The organism is Streptomyces sp. NBC_00433, assembly GCA_036015235.1.
Lineage (GTDB): Bacteria > Actinomycetota > Actinomycetes > Streptomycetales > Streptomycetaceae > Actinacidiphila.
The window spans coordinates 8,101,942-8,116,485 of sequence record CP107926.1 but is presented as its reverse complement, the minus strand read 5'-3'; the positions used below and the strand labels follow the sequence as shown (position 1 = coordinate 8,116,485).

The window sequence follows — 14,544 nt, the reverse complement described above, 5'->3', positions numbered from 1 at the left end:
GCCGGACCCCGGGCACACGTAGGAGAGACACGAACGTGATGACCAACACCCCACCGACCGCACCCGTCCCGCTGCGCGCCGGGACGCGGTTGTCGTTGGCACTGGCGAGAGAAGAAATGATGCAGGAATACCACCGGTGGGAGACCGACCCGGCGACCGTCGTCGGTTTCGGGGCCCGCTGGCCGGTGTCCTGGGAGGTCTTCCGCGCCCGATTCCGCACCAGCCACACGTCGGCTCATTACCAGCTCTTCGAGGTGATCACCGCACCGGGCGGGACCCCGGTGGGGAGCACCGCCCTCAGCGTCGACCAGTCCGTCAACAGCGCCGAATACACCCTGGTGATCGCCCCGGAGCAGCGCGGCCGGGGCTACGCGGCCGAGGCCACCGCCCTGACCCTCGAGTGGGCTTTCACCATCGCCTCGCTCGACTCGGTGTGGCTCCAGGTACCCGCGCCCCACACCCCCGCCGTCAACGCCTACCTCAAGGCCGGCTTCCGGGCCGCCGGGCGGCTGCGCAGCGCCGCCCTGTGGCACGGCAGGCGGGTCGACAAGCTGCTGTTCGACTGCGTACCCGACGACCTCGTCGGAAGGCAGCTGCGATGTGCGGCTGCCCGCACATAAGAAGCGATTCACAGAGAAGAAGTGACTCCAGAGGGAAAGAAGTGACTCGCAGAGGAGAGGTGACCCACCATGTCCTGCCCCGACGTGAACTGCCGCAAGGGCGGCTGCACGACTGATCCGGACCGAGGCCGGCCTGCCGGCAGCGGCGGCTCCAAGCGCTGACCGGCGACCATCCCCCCCATTCTTCGCGATTCCGCACGACAGGGGCGGCCGGGCGGCTCCCGTACCGCATCACGCGGGACCCGTCCGGCCGCCCCTGTGCACGCACCCACGACTCAACCGGTTAAGCAGGGGCTTCTGCGCGGGCCCCGACAGGACGTACGGTGTCCCTGAACGACCACCACCCTGCCGTGAAGGACTCCGTATGGCCCTCTTCGACCTGCCGCTCGACCAGCTTCGCGACCGTCGCAGCAGTTCGGTGGAGCCCGCGGACTTCGACCAGTTCTGGACCGACACCCTCGGCCAGGCGCGGCAGTACGCCCTCGACGCGCGCTTCGAGCGGGTGCCGACCGGGCTGACGACCCTGGACACCTACGACGTGACCTTTGCGGGCTTCGGCGGGCACCCGGTCAAGGGCTGGTTCACAGTGCCCGCGGGCACCACCGAGCCGCTGCCCCTGGTGGTGGAATTCGTCGGATACGGCGGCGGCCGCGGTCTGGCGCACACCCATCTGCTGTGGGCGTCGGCGGGCTACGCGCACTTCGTGATGGACACCCGCGGCCAGGGCAGCGGCTGGTCGGCCGGCGACACCGAGGACCCGGTCGGCAGCAGCCCGGCCGCCCCCGGCTTCCTGACCCGCGGCATAGAGGACCCCTACGACTTCTACTACCGCCGGGTCTTCACCGACGCGGTCCGCGCGGTCGAGGCGGCCCGCTCGCACCCGCTGGCCGACGCCTCGCGCACGGTGGCGGCGGGGATCAGCCAGGGCGGCGGCATCACGCTGGCGGTCGGCGGCCTGGTGCCCGACCTGGCGGCGATCGCCCCCGACGTGCCCTTCCTGTGCGACTTCCCGCGGGCCGTCACCCTCACCGACCTGGATCCCTACCGCGAGGTCGGCAGGTACCTGTCGGTGCACCGCGACCGCAAGGCGCGGGTGCTCGACACCCTGGCGTACTTCGACGGCGTGCACTTCGCCGCCCGCGGCCGGGCGCCCGCGCTGTTCTCCACCGCGCTGGAGGACGACACCTGCCCGCCGTCCACCGTCTTCGCGGCCTTCAACGCGTACGCCGGCCGGGACAAGCAGATCGAGGTCTACGACTTCAACGGCCATGAGGGCGGCGGCCCCCACCAGCAGGCGGCCCAGCTGCGGTGGCTCCCGGGCACGTTGGCCGCGAACAAAGAGGAATAGCCGTGGAGAACCGGGGAAGGCGCCTCGTCACCAGTCGTACGAGTGCGAGGCGATGACGTGACCGCAATGGTTCAGCAGTCGGAAGGCACGGACAGGTCGGCCACCGTGGCGCCCGAGGCGCCGCGGGCCGCGCGGTGGCCGAGCGGACCGGAGGCCGCCACCGGCGGACTGCCGTTGATCGACGACGCGACGGCCGTGGCGCCGCAGGACGCGCGGGTGCTCTCGAAGCTGTTCTTCGACCGCCTCCAGGAACTGGAGGAGGGCACCGCGCCCTACAGTTACGCGCGCAACACGCTGATCGAGATGAACCTGTCCCTGGTGCACTTCGCCGCGGGGCGCTACCGCAACCGGCCCGCCACCGACCACGAGGAGATCGTGCAGGTCGGCACCATCGGCCTGATCAAGGCGATCGACCGCTTCGACCTGTCCCGCGAGACGGAGTTCACCACTTTCGCGGTGCCCTACATCGTCGGGGAGATGAAGCGCTTCTTCCGCGACACCACCTGGGCGGTGCATGTGCCCCGGCGGCTCCAGGAACTGCGGGTGGAGCTGAGCAAGGCCAAGGAGACGCTGTCCCTCGACCTGGACCGCGACCCGACGGTGGCCGAACTGGCCGCGCATCTGGACCTGTCGGAGCAGGAGGTCATCGAGGGCCTGGTGGCCGCCAACGGATACACCGCGGGCTCCATCGACACCCCCTACAGCGACTCGGACAGCGCGACCGACGGCGAGGGCCGCACGCTGGGCGAGACCTTCGGCGAGTGCGACCCGGCGATGGACCTCTTCGAGGACTTCCACACCCTGGCACCGCTGATCGAGAAGCTGCCGGAGCGCGACCGGCTGCTGCTGCGGCTGCGGTTCGGCGAGGAGCTGACCCAGGCGCAGATCGGCGAGCGGCTGGGCTGCTCGCAGATGCACGTGTCCCGGCTGCTGAGCCGGATCGTCTCCCGGCTGCGCAGCGGACTGCTGGTCCAGGACTGACGCCGCCGGCCCCGCACCGCCGCGACCCCCCGGCCCACTCGGGCCGGGGGGTCGCGGGGCGTCCGGGTCAGGACGGTGTGACGTCCGCCCGGCCCAGGGCGATGGTGGTGCCGCCGCCGGCGTTGCGCTGCCCGGTGTCGGTGACGGTGACGGTGACGGTGACGGTGACGGTGACGGTGACGGCCAGGGTGTGCGTGCCCGCGGCCAGGCGCGGACTGGTCCACACCGCGCCCGAGGCGCCGCGGCTCATGGCGTAGTTGTCGACACTGACCGGTGAACCGCCGTCCACGGACAGCGGCATGATGCCCTGGTCGGTGTCGCGCACCGCGTGCAGGGCGACCTGGGTGCCGCGGAAGGCGAAGGCCGCGACCGCGGTGCTGCCGTCGCCTGCCCGCCGACCAGCAGCGAGTCCGGGGTGCCTGCGCCGCAGCGGTCGGACCAGATCGCGTGGGCGGCCGCGGTGACGCCGGAGGCGGACAGCCGGTCGAGGCGCGGATCAGGCCCGGACGTCGGCCGACGCCGGCTCGGGCGGGGTGGCCTGGGACAACGGGGTGGCGATGTCCTCCAGCGACCGGCCCTCGGCCCTGATCGCGAGGAAGGCCGCGACCAGCCCGCCCGCGCACATCAGCGACGCGCCGATCACGAAGGCGGTCACCGTGTCGCCGACCACGCCCGACTTGGTCAGGTCGGCGAAGACCAGCGGGCCGCTGATGCCGCCGGCGGCGGTGCCGACCGCGTAGAAGAAGGCGATGGCCATCGCCCTGGTCTCCATCGGGAAGATCTCCGAGACGGTCAGATACGCGCTGCTCGCGCCGGCCGACGCGAAGAAGAGCACCGCGCACCAGCAGGCCGTCATCGTCGTGGCGTTCAGCGAGCCGCGGTCGAACAGCCACGCGGTGCCGAAGAGCAGCAGGCCGGACAGCAGGTAGGTGGACGAGATCATGATCCGCCGGCCGACGGTGTCGAAGAGCTTGCCGAGCAGCAGCGGGCCCAGGAAGTTGCCGGCCGCGATCACCGCGAAGTAATAGCCGGTCTTGCCGGTCGACACGCCGAAGAAGGTGGTCAGGATGTTGCCGAAGCCGAAGGTGATGGCGTTGTAGAGGAAGGCCTGGCCGACGAAGAGCGACAGGCTGAGCACCGCGCGCCGGGGGTAGCGGGTGAAGACGGTCCTCGCGATCACCCCGAAGCCGACGCCGGCCCGCTGGTGGATGGTGATCTTCGACTCCGGCTCGGGCAGCCGCTGGTGCTTCTCCCGCTCGACGTCCTTCTCGACCGTGCCGACCAGCTCGTTCGCCTCGTCGCCGTGGCCGTGGATGAACTGCCAGCGCGGGCTCTCCGGCACATGGCGGCGGACCAGCATGATCACCAGGCCGAGCACCACCCCGAGGGCGAAGGTGAGCCGCCACCCGACGTTCAGGGGAAAGATGTTCGTGTTGAGCATCACGATCGACAGCAGCGAGCCGCCGATCGCGCCCAGCCAGTAGCTGCCGTTGATGATCAGGTCGACGCGGCCGCGGAAGCGGGACGGGATCAGCTCGTCGATGGCGGAGTTGATGGCCGCGTACTCACCGCCGATACCGAAGCCGGTCAGGAAGCGGAAGGTGAAGAACCACCAGGGCTGGAAGGACAGAGCGGTCATCGCGGTGGCGCCCAGGTACACCGCGAGGGTGATCATGAAGAGCTTCTTGCGGCCGTACCTGTCGGTCAGCCAGCCGAAGAACAGCGCGCCCGCGCAGGCGCCCGCCACGTAGAGCGCGGCGGCCAGGCCGGTGATCTGGGCGGCCGACACCGCCAGGCCGCTGCCGTCCTCCGCGATCCGCCCGGCGATGTTGCCGACGGTCGTCACTTCGAGGCCGTCGAGGATCCACACCGTCCCGAGCCCGATGACGATCATCCAGTGCCAGCGCGACCAGGGCAGTCGGTCGAGCCGTGCCGGCACATCCGTGGTGATGGTGTCACCGGCCGCCGCAGAGGGGCGGGCAGCGGATCCGTCCATCGAAGATCACCTCCGTGTCGCAGTCTCACATCGGCCGCCGTTCCTCGCGCGGCTGCCACACCCGGTGCGTCCGACCGGGCACGATGGCGTCGGGCTCCCCCAGGGCCAGGCCTGGGAGGGGTGCCCCCACCTCGGTGGGTACGTCTGTCCCGAACGCCCGTGGATACGCCCTCCGGAGGTCGTCAGCCGTGCACCCCGTGCTCCGCCAGGCCCGCGACACGCTCGTCCCCGACCCGGACGGACCGCACGGCCCACTGCCGCCGCTGCTGCTGGCGCTGACCCTGGTCACCGGTCTGGTGGACGCCTTCAGCTACCTGGTGCTGGGCCATGTCTTCGTCGCGAACATGACCGGCAACGTCGTCTTTCTCGGCTTCTCGCTGGCCGGGGCGAGCGGCTTCTCGGTGACCGCCTCGGTGCTGGCGCTGGCCGCCTTCGCGGTCGGCGCGCTGTCCGGCGGGCGGCTGGCCCACGCCATGCCGGGGCACCGCGGTCGGCTGCTGCTGGCGGTCACCACGGCGCAGACGGCGCTGGTGGTGCTGGCCTGGGTGCTGGCGTCGGTGGCCGACCTGCCCGCGCGGGGCGGCTGGCGGGCGGCGCTGATCATCGTGATGGCCCTGGCGATGGGCGGGCAGAACGCGGTCGTGCGGCGGCTGGCCGTGCCCGAACTGACCACCACCGTACTGACCATGACGATCACCGGGATGGCCTCCGACAGCCGCCTCGCGGGCGGGTCGGGCTCCAAGGTGGGCAGCAGGATGCTGTCGGCGGCCGCGCTTTTCCTCGGCGCGCTGGCCGGGGCCGCGCTGGTCGGGCACGCGGGCCGCGAGCTGCCGCTGCCGGCGGCCGCGGCGGTGCTGGCCGCGGTGTCGGCGGCGCTCTTCGCGCAGCGGCGCACCACGCGCCGGTGGGCGGGGTAGCGGGGGTCTCCCGCGGGTCAGGGATTCCGGCCGAGCTGAGAAACTTCCCGCGGATCTTCCGCGAGGTGTACATCGGGGCGGTTCCCGATCGTCGTAGGGGTGACCGGGGAAGACCTCCCGGCGACGGAACGGACGAGGAGATGTGCCATGAAGTACCTGCTGCTGATCTGCAGTGAGACCGCCGACGGATTCCCGGGCGCCACGCCCGAGGACATGGACGCCACGCCGTGGGTCGAGGAGATGACCCGCAGGGGCGTCCGGCTGGACGGCAACAGGACCCGGGCCGCCGAGGACGCCACGACCGTACGCGTCAGGAACGGCGCCCGACTGCTCACCGACGGGCCCTACGCCGAGACCAAGGAGCAGATGGCCGGCTTCGACATCATCGACTGCGCCGACCTGGACGAGGCCATCGAGATCGCGGCCAAGCACCCGGTGGCGAAATTCGGCATGGTCGAGGTGCGGCCGTTCTGGACGGACTGACCCCCTCGTGCGCGACGACGCGGTGAAGGAGGCCGTCGCCACGGCCTGGTCCCAGGAGTGGGGCCGGGTCGTGGCGGCGGTGATCCGGCAGACCGGGGACTGGGACCTGGCGGAGGAGTGCGCGCAGGACGCCTTCGAGCGGGCGCTGGAGCGCTGGCCGCGCGACGGTGTGCCGCGCCGCCCCGGCGCCTGGCTGACCACCACGGCACGCAACCGGGCGCTCGACCGGCTGCGCCGGGCCGCCAACGAGAAGGCCAAGCTGCGCGAGGCGGCCCGGCTCACCCCCGAGCCGCCGCACCCCGCGGCGCCGGACGCGCTGCCGCGGGACGAGGCGCTGCCCGACGACCGGCTGCAGCTGATCTTCACCTGCTGCCACCCGGCGCTCCCGCTGCCCGCGCAGGTCGCCCTGACACTGCGCACCCTGACCGGTCTCGGCACCGCGGAGATCGCCCGCGCCTTCCTGGTGCCCGAGGGCACGATGGCGCAGCGGTTGACCCGCGCCAAGAACAAGATCAAGAACGCCGGCATCCCCTTCCGGGTGCCGCCGCCCGAACTGCTGCCCGAGCGCACCGCGGCCGTGCTCGCCGTGCTCTACCTGCTCTTCAACGCCGGTTACGCCCCAGGGGCCGCGGGCCTCGACCAGCGCCGGGTCACCGCGGAGGCGATCCGCCTGGCGCGGCTGCTCGCGGCCCTGCTGCACGACGAGCCGGAGGCGGGCGGGCTGCTGGCGCTCATGCTGCTGCACGACGCGCGGTCCGCGGCCAGGACCGACGCGGCCGGGGATCTGGTGCCGCTGGACGAGCAGGACCGCTCGCGGTGGGACCGGCAGCGCATCGTCGAGGGCACGGCCGTCCTGGAGGCCGCGCTCGCCGCCAGGCGGCCCGGTCCTTACCAGGTGCAGGCGGCGATCGCCGCGTGCCACGCGGAGGCGGTTGACGCGGCGGCCACGGACTGGCCGCAGATCGCGCTGCTCTACGGGGAGTTGGCCCGGATGGCCCCCGGCCCGGTCGTCGAGCTGAACCGGGCGGTGGCCGTGGCGATGGCGCAGGGCCCGCGGGCCGGGCTGGCCCTGGTCGACGCCATCGCCTCGGGCGGCGAGCTCTCCGCCTACCACCTCCTCCCGGCGACCCGGGCCGACCTCCTGCGCCGCCTCGGCCGCCCCGAGGAGGCGGCCGCCGCCTACCGCGAGGCCCTCCCCCTGGCCCCGACCGAGGCCGAACGCCGCTACCTGGCCTCCCGCCTGGCCGCCCTCGCCCCCGGACCGGCACCGTCGTGACGCCGAGGCCACTCGGCCCGACGAGAGCACAAAACCGCACCTCAGCTGGCCGTACGACCGCTCGACGCCATGGTCTTCGGGCAGATTCTCCTGCGTGCGGCCCGCTGCTTTTCAACGCTGCGCGAACCGTATGCGTTTGCTGAGCATCGTCCCCCGACTGACATGGGGCGGAAACGGACACTCGGCGCCGACCGTCCGTGTCGCGCCCAGGCCGGGGTCGTCCAACTCGTCCGCGAGCTGCGGTCACTCATGGGGCCCCGCGGATGTCCCGGGTCCTTCGGGCTTGGCCGCGAGCGGGCGGCAGGCGACAATAACGATCAACGAGGGAGGGACCGCAGGACGGTCCCGCCAGCCAGACGGGGGACACATGATCTTCGTTGTTTCTATGGTGGCCGTACTCGCGGCCGCGGTCGGGGTGTGCTTGCTCGTACTGCGGCGCAGAGGCGGGTCGGGGGAACGCGGGGCACTGGAGCACGCGGCGGCGTCCCAAGGACTCGCACGGGGGCTGAGCGCCGCGAACGCCACGAGGCAGAACATGGGGCCCGGTGGGACCTGAGCACCTGGCCTGGCCTCGGGCTTTCACGAGGTCGCTGTCGTCGGCGGCGCCGGGCGGGGGCTGCCGGTAGGAGCGCATTCCGTCACGGTGGGCCGGCCCGCCGCGCAGGGCACCGTGGAGTCCGCAAGCCGCCCCGCAGGGGTCACCGCAGGGTGGAAGCGAGGTGGTGCCAGGCGTCCGCGGAGGCGGCGGGGTGGAAGGTGGGGCGGTCGTCGGCGAGGAAGCCGTGGGGGGTGTCGGGGTAGACCACGACCTGGTGGGGGACGCCCGCGGCGGCGAGGCGACGGGTCGTCAGCCGGGTCTGCGCCGGGGTCACGACGTGGTCGTCGGAACCGACCAGGTAGAGCAGGCGGCAGCCCTGCTCGGCGATGCCGGGCGTGAGGTCGAGCAGCGGCTCGGGCCGGCTCAGGGCGGTGCCCGGGGTGTCGAGCCAGCCCGGGTAGACCACCGCGACGGCGGCCAGCGGCACGTGGCTCGCCGCGTAGAAGGCGAGGTGGCCGCCGAGGCTGAAGCCGGCCATCCTCGCCCGCCCCGCGGTGTCCTCGCGGTGTTCCAGATGGGCGAGCGTGGCCAGCAGGTCGGCCGTGACCTCCTGCCGGGTGAGCCGGTCGAGCAGGGCGTAGGCCTCGGCGCGGCCCCGGTCGTCGGCGGTGCCGGAGAAGCCGGGCGCGGTGCGGTGGTAGAAGTCCGGTACGACGGCGAGCAGTCCGAGCCCGGCGAGCCGGTCGGCGGTCCTGCGGATGTACGGCGTCAGGCCGAACATCTCGAAGCCCACGATCACCGCGGGCCACGGCCCGTCGCCCGCCGGGCGGCTGACGTAGGCGGTCATCGGCTCCGCCGTCCCGGCGACCGGGATGCCGACCGTGGCGGTTGTCGCTTCCATGACGAGGACTCTCCTTGCGTGGACCGGGTGGTGCGACCGAGTCTGCGGTCGCCGCGGACACCGCGTCCAAGACCCGTTCGGTCCGCGGCGATACCCTCGGCGCATCGCCGCCGCGCCCGCGGCGGCCCCGTGGGGGGCGGCCGTGGATCTCGACCTGCGCAAGCTGCGCTACTTCGTCGCCGTCGCCGAGCGCCTGCACTTCGGCCGCGCCGCCGAGGACCTGCTCATCGCCCAGCCGGCGCTGAGCCGGCAGATCCGCGCCCTGGAGAAGGAGCTGCGGGCCGAGCTGTTCGTCCGGGACAGCCACCGCGTGGCGCTGACCGCGGCCGGGCGGCAGCTGCTGGACGACGCGGGCCCGCTGCTGGCCGCGGCCGACGCGGCCCGGCGGCGGGTCGGGCGGGTGGCCCAGGGAGCGGGCCGGCTGGTGGTGGGATTCCGTACGGGCATCCGGGTCACCGAGGCGGTCCGCGCCTTCGGCGCCGCCCATCCGGGGGTGAGCGTCGAGGTGCGCCGGCTGGAGTGGGACGACCAGGCCGAGGCCGTACTCGACGGGCGGGTCGACGTGGCCTACGTACGGCTGCCGGTGGTCGAGCCCGGACTCGCGCTGACCCCGCTGTACGGCGAGCCGCGGATGGCCGCGCTGCCCGCGGGTCACCCGCTGGCCGCCCGCGAGCGGCTGACCGCGGCGGACCTGGCGGCGCAGACCGAGATCCTGCACCTGTGCGTCAATCCGGAGGCGGCGGACCCGCGGCAGCCCTCCGCGGTCCGCACGGTCGAGGAGAAGCTGGAGTACGTGGCGGCCGGCCGCGGGGTGACCTGCCTGCCGCGGTCGGCCGCGCTGCTCCACCGCCGCCCCGACGTCGTCTACCGGCCGGTGGCCGACCTGCCGCAGGACCAGGTCGCGCTGGCCCGCCCGGCGCGGCGGCCCGCGCCGCTGGCCGCCGCCTTCGCCGCGGCGGCGCTGCGCGCCGGGCCGCCCGCCGGGGGCTGAGGCGCCGGGCTCAGCAGGTGAGCAGCCCGGCGTTCTGCTTGGCCGCCAGCACCCGGCGCAGGCTGTCGGACACCGCGCTGCGCAGCGCCGCGTCCTGCGGCATCCGGCTGAGCACCGCGGCGGTCATCGGCGCGATGTCGCTCGGCTTGACGGTGAGCAGCACATTGCCGCCCGCCTTGAAGAAGTCCACCGCCCGCTGGGCGGGCGTGAGGTTGCTGACCGCGACAGCCGCGCCGAGGTCGTCGGAGATGATCACGCCCTTGAAGCCGAGCGAGCCGCGCAGCAGGTCGCGCATCACCATGGAGGAGAAGGCCGCCTGGATGTGCGGGTCGATCCGCGAGTAGATCGCGTTGGAGACCATCACGAACGGCGTGCCCGCCTTGACCGCGCTGCGGAAGGGCTCCAGATCCGGGTCGGTGCGGGTGGTCGTGGAGTCGGTGACGCCGAGGGTGAAGTCGGTGTTGCCGGTCACCCGGCCGAGGCCGGGGAAGTGCTTGGCGGTGGTGATGACGCCTGCCTGGAGCATGCCGCGCAGGAAGGCGGTGCTGTGGGTGGCCACCGTGGCGGGGTTGGTGCCGTACTCGCGCTGCAGCTTGCCGATCGGCGCGTTGACGTTGACCAGGTTGGGCGGCACGGTGTCGGCGACCGGTGCGAGATTCATCGTCACCCCGGCGGCCCTCAGCTGCTGCCCCCAGGTCTTCGCGTCCTTCTGCAGGGTGCCCGTCGCCAGCTTGCCCTGCTGCACCGCCGTCGGGATGGTGCTGAAGCCGGGGCCGGCGAGCACCTGGACCTTGCCGCCCTCCTGGTCGGTGGAGACCAGCATCCCGACCGTGGCGCCCTTCACCTTCGGCGCCAGCTTCCTGACCTGGTCGGTGACCTTCCTGACGGTCGCCACGCCCGCGGTCGTATGGCCCATCAGGAAGACCGAGCCGACCCGGCCGCCGGTGACCGCGGCGGACTGCGCGGTGGTCATGTGCGCGGAGCCCACGGCGCTCATGAAGAGCTGGCCGACCTGCTGCGCCTGGCTCATCCCGGCGACCGCCTTGTTCACGCAGCTGCTCGGCTCGGCGGTGCCGGTGTTCGCGGGCGGCGGTACGGCGGTGGTGCGCGAGGCGGAGGGCGAGGCCGGGGTCGTGGTGGCGCTGGTCGTGCCGGACGTGGTCGCGGCGGAGGACTCGGGGGCCGAGGCGGAGGTGGTGCTGCTGGAGGAGTTCGAGTTGTCGCTGCCGCAGGCGGTGAGTCCGGCGGTGGCGGTGGCCAGCAGGCCGAGTACGAGTCCGGCGCCGCGGACGCCGCCGGCCGCACCGGGGAGGAGGCCGCCGCGGGATCCGGCGCGTCTCGGCGCGCGACGGGGTCGCGGGTCGGCGGGGGAACGGGTCGGCTGGCGCACGGTGGACCTCACACCTCGTCGGTCGTCGGGGAAGGGCCGGAAACGGCGGTTGCGTCTCACTTTCTTCCTGCCACCCGAGACATCAGTCATCTCATGTGAAGAAAAGAAACCCTCGTGAGTGGATCAGGATGCCCCCTGACGGCCCTGTCGCGCATCTTCTGAGGGCTGCTCCTCCTGGGCGCCTCCAGGCCGTACGCACTGGCGTACGCACGGTGCTTGACGGTGCGCAAGGCCCGGGGCGAGCATGTGGGAGCGCTCCCATGGGCGGGCGGGCAGCGATTCCCGGCCGACCGTCCGCCCGCGGGCGCGCTCCCCCCACCACGACCATCGCCCTCCCAGGAGGACGCGTGCCCATCTTCGGAAAACCGCCCGTCCGCGCCGTCCGCCGCGCGCGGGCCGCGGCGGTCACCGCCGTCGCCGCCCTGCTGCCGCTCGCGATGGCGGCCACCGCGGGCGCCCCCGCGGCCCGCGCCGCCACCCCGGCCGCCGCCCCCGCCGCGGCCGGCGGCTACAACTACGCCGAGGCGCTCCAGGACTCGATGCTCTTCTACGAGTCCCAGCGCTCCGGCAAACTGCCCGCGGACAACCGCGTCAGCTGGCGCGGCGACTCCGACCTCACCGACGGCGCCGACGCCGGCATCGACCTGACCGGCGGCTACCACGACGCAGGCGACGAGGTGAAGTTCGGCTTCCCGATGGCCTTCTCGATGACCATGCTCGGCTGGGGCGGCATCGACGAGACGTCCGGCTACACCAAGAGCGGGCAGAGCACCTACCTGCTGCGCAACCTGCGCTGGGGCGACGACTGGCTGCTCAAGGCCCACCCGTCGGCCAACGTGCTCTACGGCCAGGTGGGCGACGGCGGCAGCGACCACTCCTTCTGGGGCCCGCCCGAGGTCAACCCGTCGCCGCGGCCCTCCTTCAAGATCGACGCCTCCTGCCCCGGCTCCGACCTCGCGGGCGAGTCCGCCGCGGCGCTCGCCTCCTCGTCCATGGTCTTCAAGGCGAGCGACCCGACCTACGCCGCCACCCTGCTGGCGAACGCCAAGCAGCTCTACACCTTCGCCGACACCTACCGCGGCACCTACGACAAGTGCATCACCGCCGCCCAGGGCTACTACAACTCCTGGAGCGGCTACTGGGACGAGCTGGTGTGGGGCGCGCTGTGGCTCTACCGCGCCACCGGCGACAGCACGTACCTGGCGAAGGCGGAGACGTACTACGCCCAGCTGCCCAAGATGAACCAGACCACCACGCCCGAGTACAACTGGACGCTGGCCTGGGACGACAAGTCCTACGGCGACTACGTCCTGCTCGCCGAACTCACCGGCAAGCAGGTCTACGTCAACGACGCCGAGCGCTGGCTCGACTGGTGGACGACCGGCGTGAACGGCCAGAAGGTGGCCTACTCGCCCGGCGGCGAGGCCTTCCTCGACACCTGGGGCTCGCTGCGCTACTCATCCAACACCGCATACGCGGCACTGCAGTTCTCCGACTGGCTCAACGCGCAGGGCAAGGACGCGGCCAAGGCGCAGACCTACCACGACTTCGGCGTACGGCAGATCGACTACGTCCTCGGCGACAACCCGGCCAAGGAGAGCTACGAGATCGGCTTCACCAATTCCGGCAAGAACACCAAGTGGCCGCGGAATCCGCACAGCAGGGCCGCGCACGGCTCCTGGTCGCAGTCGATGACCGAGCCGACCGCGACCCGGCACCTCGACTACGGCCTGCTGGTCGGCGGCCCCGGCTCCGCCGATGACGGCTTCTCCGACGAGCGGTCCAACTACGGCGAGACCGAGGGGGCGTTGGACTACAACGCCGGCTTCTCCAGCGCGCTCGCCGCGCTGACCGACGAATACGGCGGCACTCCGGCGGCGAACTTCCCGCCGAAGGAGACCCCCGACGGTCCCGAGGAATTCCTGCAGGCCGCCGTCAACGCGGCGGGCACGAACTTCTACGAGATCAAGGCGCAGGTGGTCAACAAGTCCGGCTGGCCGGCCCGCCACCTCAAGCACGGCAGCTTCCGCTACTACTTCACCCTCGACGCCGGCACCAGCCCGTCGCAGGTCACGGTGACCTCGGCGTACAGCCAGTGCCTGGCGCCGGGCGGTCCCACGCAGTTCTCAGGGAGCATCTACTACGTGACGATCAGCTGCGAGGGCCAGGACATCGCCCCCGCCGGGCAGTCCGCCTTCCACCGCGAAGTGCAGTTCCGGCTCGCCTTCCCCGGGCCGCACAACCCGTCCGGCGACTGGTCCTACCAGGGGGTCTCCACGGTGCCCGGCTCGACGCCGGTGACCGTCAACGACATGGTCCTCTACGACGGTTCGACCGCGGTGTGGGGCACCGCGCCCAGCGGTTCGGGCACCACCGACCCGACCGCGACCCCGCCGGGCCCCCCCGGCACGCCCACCGCGTCCGCCGTCACCAGCACCACGCTCACCCTGTCCTGGCCCGCGGCCACCCCGGGCACTCTGCCCCTGGCCGGCTACCAGGTCTATGCCAACCGCGGCACGGGGCCCGTGCTTGTCGGGTCCCCGAGCGGTACGAGCCTGGCCGTCACCGGGCTGACGGCCAGCACGGCCTACGCCTTCACCGTGAAGGCGGTCGACACCGCGGGCACCGTGTCCTCGGCGTCCCCCGCGCTGTCGGTGACCACGGCCGGCACTTCCTCCGGCGGCGGGGCCGCCTGCACCGCCGTCTACAGGGTGACCAACGCCTGGTCGGGCGGCTTCCAGGCGGACGTCCTGGTCACCAACACCGGTTCCGCGGCGCTCAGCGGCTGGACGCTGGCCTTCACCTTCGGCGGCGACCAGAAGATCGGCAGCGGCTGGAACGGCACGTTTGCCCAGTCCGGGCAGAAGGTCACGGTGACCAACCCGTCGTACGCCCCGTCGATCCCCGCGGGCGGCACGGTGGATCCCGGCTTCACGGCGACGTACTCCACGAGTAACTCGGCGCCGTCCGGCTTTTCACTGAACGGGGTGGCCTGCACATAGCGCTTCCCGCGCGGGGTGGGCGGATCCGGGGGGGTTGCCTCTTGCGGTGACCCGCCGCCCGCCCCGCCGTCGTGGTTTGTCGCGCTGTTCTCCCCCAGAGC

The 14,544-nt window shown here is 72.6% G+C and carries 12 protein-coding genes; 8 read left to right on the top strand and 4 right to left on the bottom strand.

Going from position 1 to position 14,544, the window contains the following annotated elements:
- The first annotated feature begins 38 nt into the window (after positions 1 to 38).
- The 3 genes from OG900_35060 (at position 39) to OG900_35050 (ending at position 2,949) form a co-directional block, all read left to right on the top strand.
- Positions 39 to 620, top strand: a complete 582-nt coding sequence (locus OG900_35060; protein ID WUH94855.1) for a GNAT family N-acetyltransferase — start codon at positions 39 to 41, stop codon at positions 618 to 620.
- A gap of 364 nt (positions 621 to 984) precedes the next feature.
- Positions 985 to 1,968 carry an acetylxylan esterase gene (locus tag OG900_35055; protein WUH94854.1) on the top strand — a complete coding sequence of 328 codons (984 nt, stop codon included), beginning with the start codon at positions 985 to 987 and terminating at the stop codon, positions 1,966 to 1,968.
- A 57-nt stretch (positions 1,969 to 2,025) separates the two neighbouring features.
- Positions 2,026 to 2,949: a SigB/SigF/SigG family RNA polymerase sigma factor gene (locus OG900_35050; GenBank protein WUH94853.1), complete on the top strand. Its 924-nt coding sequence runs from the start codon at positions 2,026 to 2,028 to the stop codon at positions 2,947 to 2,949.
- Between the two features lie 67 nt (positions 2,950 to 3,016).
- Here OG900_35050 and OG900_35045 read toward each other — a convergent pair whose 3' ends face one another.
- Together OG900_35045 and OG900_35040 are read right to left on the bottom strand one after the other, a co-directional pair.
- Complete coding sequence (locus OG900_35045) at positions 3,017 to 3,274, bottom strand: hypothetical protein (GenBank protein ID WUH94852.1); 258 nt, start codon at positions 3,272 to 3,274, stop codon at positions 3,017 to 3,019.
- Between the two features lie 171 nt (positions 3,275 to 3,445).
- The gene (locus tag OG900_35040) at positions 3,446 to 4,945 is read right to left on the bottom strand and encodes an MFS transporter (GenBank protein ID WUH94851.1); all 1,500 of its coding nucleotides are present in this window, start codon (positions 4,943 to 4,945) and stop codon (positions 3,446 to 3,448) included.
- A 188-nt stretch (positions 4,946 to 5,133) separates the two neighbouring features.
- Between OG900_35040 and OG900_35035 the strand changes: the two genes are divergently transcribed.
- From OG900_35035 to OG900_35025, 3 genes are all read left to right on the top strand, one after another.
- A complete protein-coding gene (locus OG900_35035; GenBank protein WUH94850.1) occupies positions 5,134 to 5,862 on the top strand; it encodes a DUF1275 domain-containing protein in 729 nt (242 codons plus the stop codon).
- A 147-nt stretch (positions 5,863 to 6,009) separates the two neighbouring features.
- Entirely contained in the window at positions 6,010 to 6,345 is a 336-nt protein-coding gene (locus tag OG900_35030) for a YciI family protein (protein WUH94849.1), read from the top strand.
- 7 nt (positions 6,346 to 6,352) lie between these two features.
- Entirely contained in the window at positions 6,353 to 7,621 is a 1,269-nt protein-coding gene (locus OG900_35025) for a sigma-70 family RNA polymerase sigma factor (protein ID WUH94848.1), read from the top strand.
- Between the two features lie 698 nt (positions 7,622 to 8,319).
- On the opposite strand, the gene OG900_35020 is transcribed toward OG900_35025, so the two are convergent.
- Positions 8,320 to 9,060 (bottom strand): dienelactone hydrolase family protein, encoded by a 741-nt coding sequence (locus OG900_35020; GenBank protein ID WUH94847.1) that lies wholly within the window; start codon positions 9,058 to 9,060, stop codon positions 8,320 to 8,322.
- Between the two features lie 142 nt (positions 9,061 to 9,202).
- On the opposite strand from OG900_35020, the gene OG900_35015 reads away from it, so the two are divergent.
- Positions 9,203 to 10,051 carry a LysR substrate-binding domain-containing protein gene (locus OG900_35015; protein ID WUH94846.1) on the top strand — a complete coding sequence of 283 codons (849 nt, stop codon included), beginning with the start codon at positions 9,203 to 9,205 and terminating at the stop codon, positions 10,049 to 10,051.
- 10 nt (positions 10,052 to 10,061) lie between these two features.
- Here OG900_35015 and OG900_35010 read toward each other — a convergent pair whose 3' ends face one another.
- Positions 10,062 to 11,441 carry a glycoside hydrolase family 3 protein gene (locus OG900_35010; GenBank protein ID WUH94845.1) on the bottom strand — a complete coding sequence of 460 codons (1,380 nt, stop codon included), beginning with the start codon at positions 11,439 to 11,441 and terminating at the stop codon, positions 10,062 to 10,064.
- A gap of 347 nt (positions 11,442 to 11,788) precedes the next feature.
- Here OG900_35010 and OG900_35005 point away from each other — a divergent pair, with 347 nt between their 5' ends.
- Positions 11,789 to 14,443 (top strand): glycoside hydrolase family 9 protein, encoded by a 2,655-nt coding sequence (locus tag OG900_35005; GenBank protein ID WUH94844.1) that lies wholly within the window; start codon positions 11,789 to 11,791, stop codon positions 14,441 to 14,443.
- Positions 14,444 to 14,544: the final 101 nt, after the last annotated feature.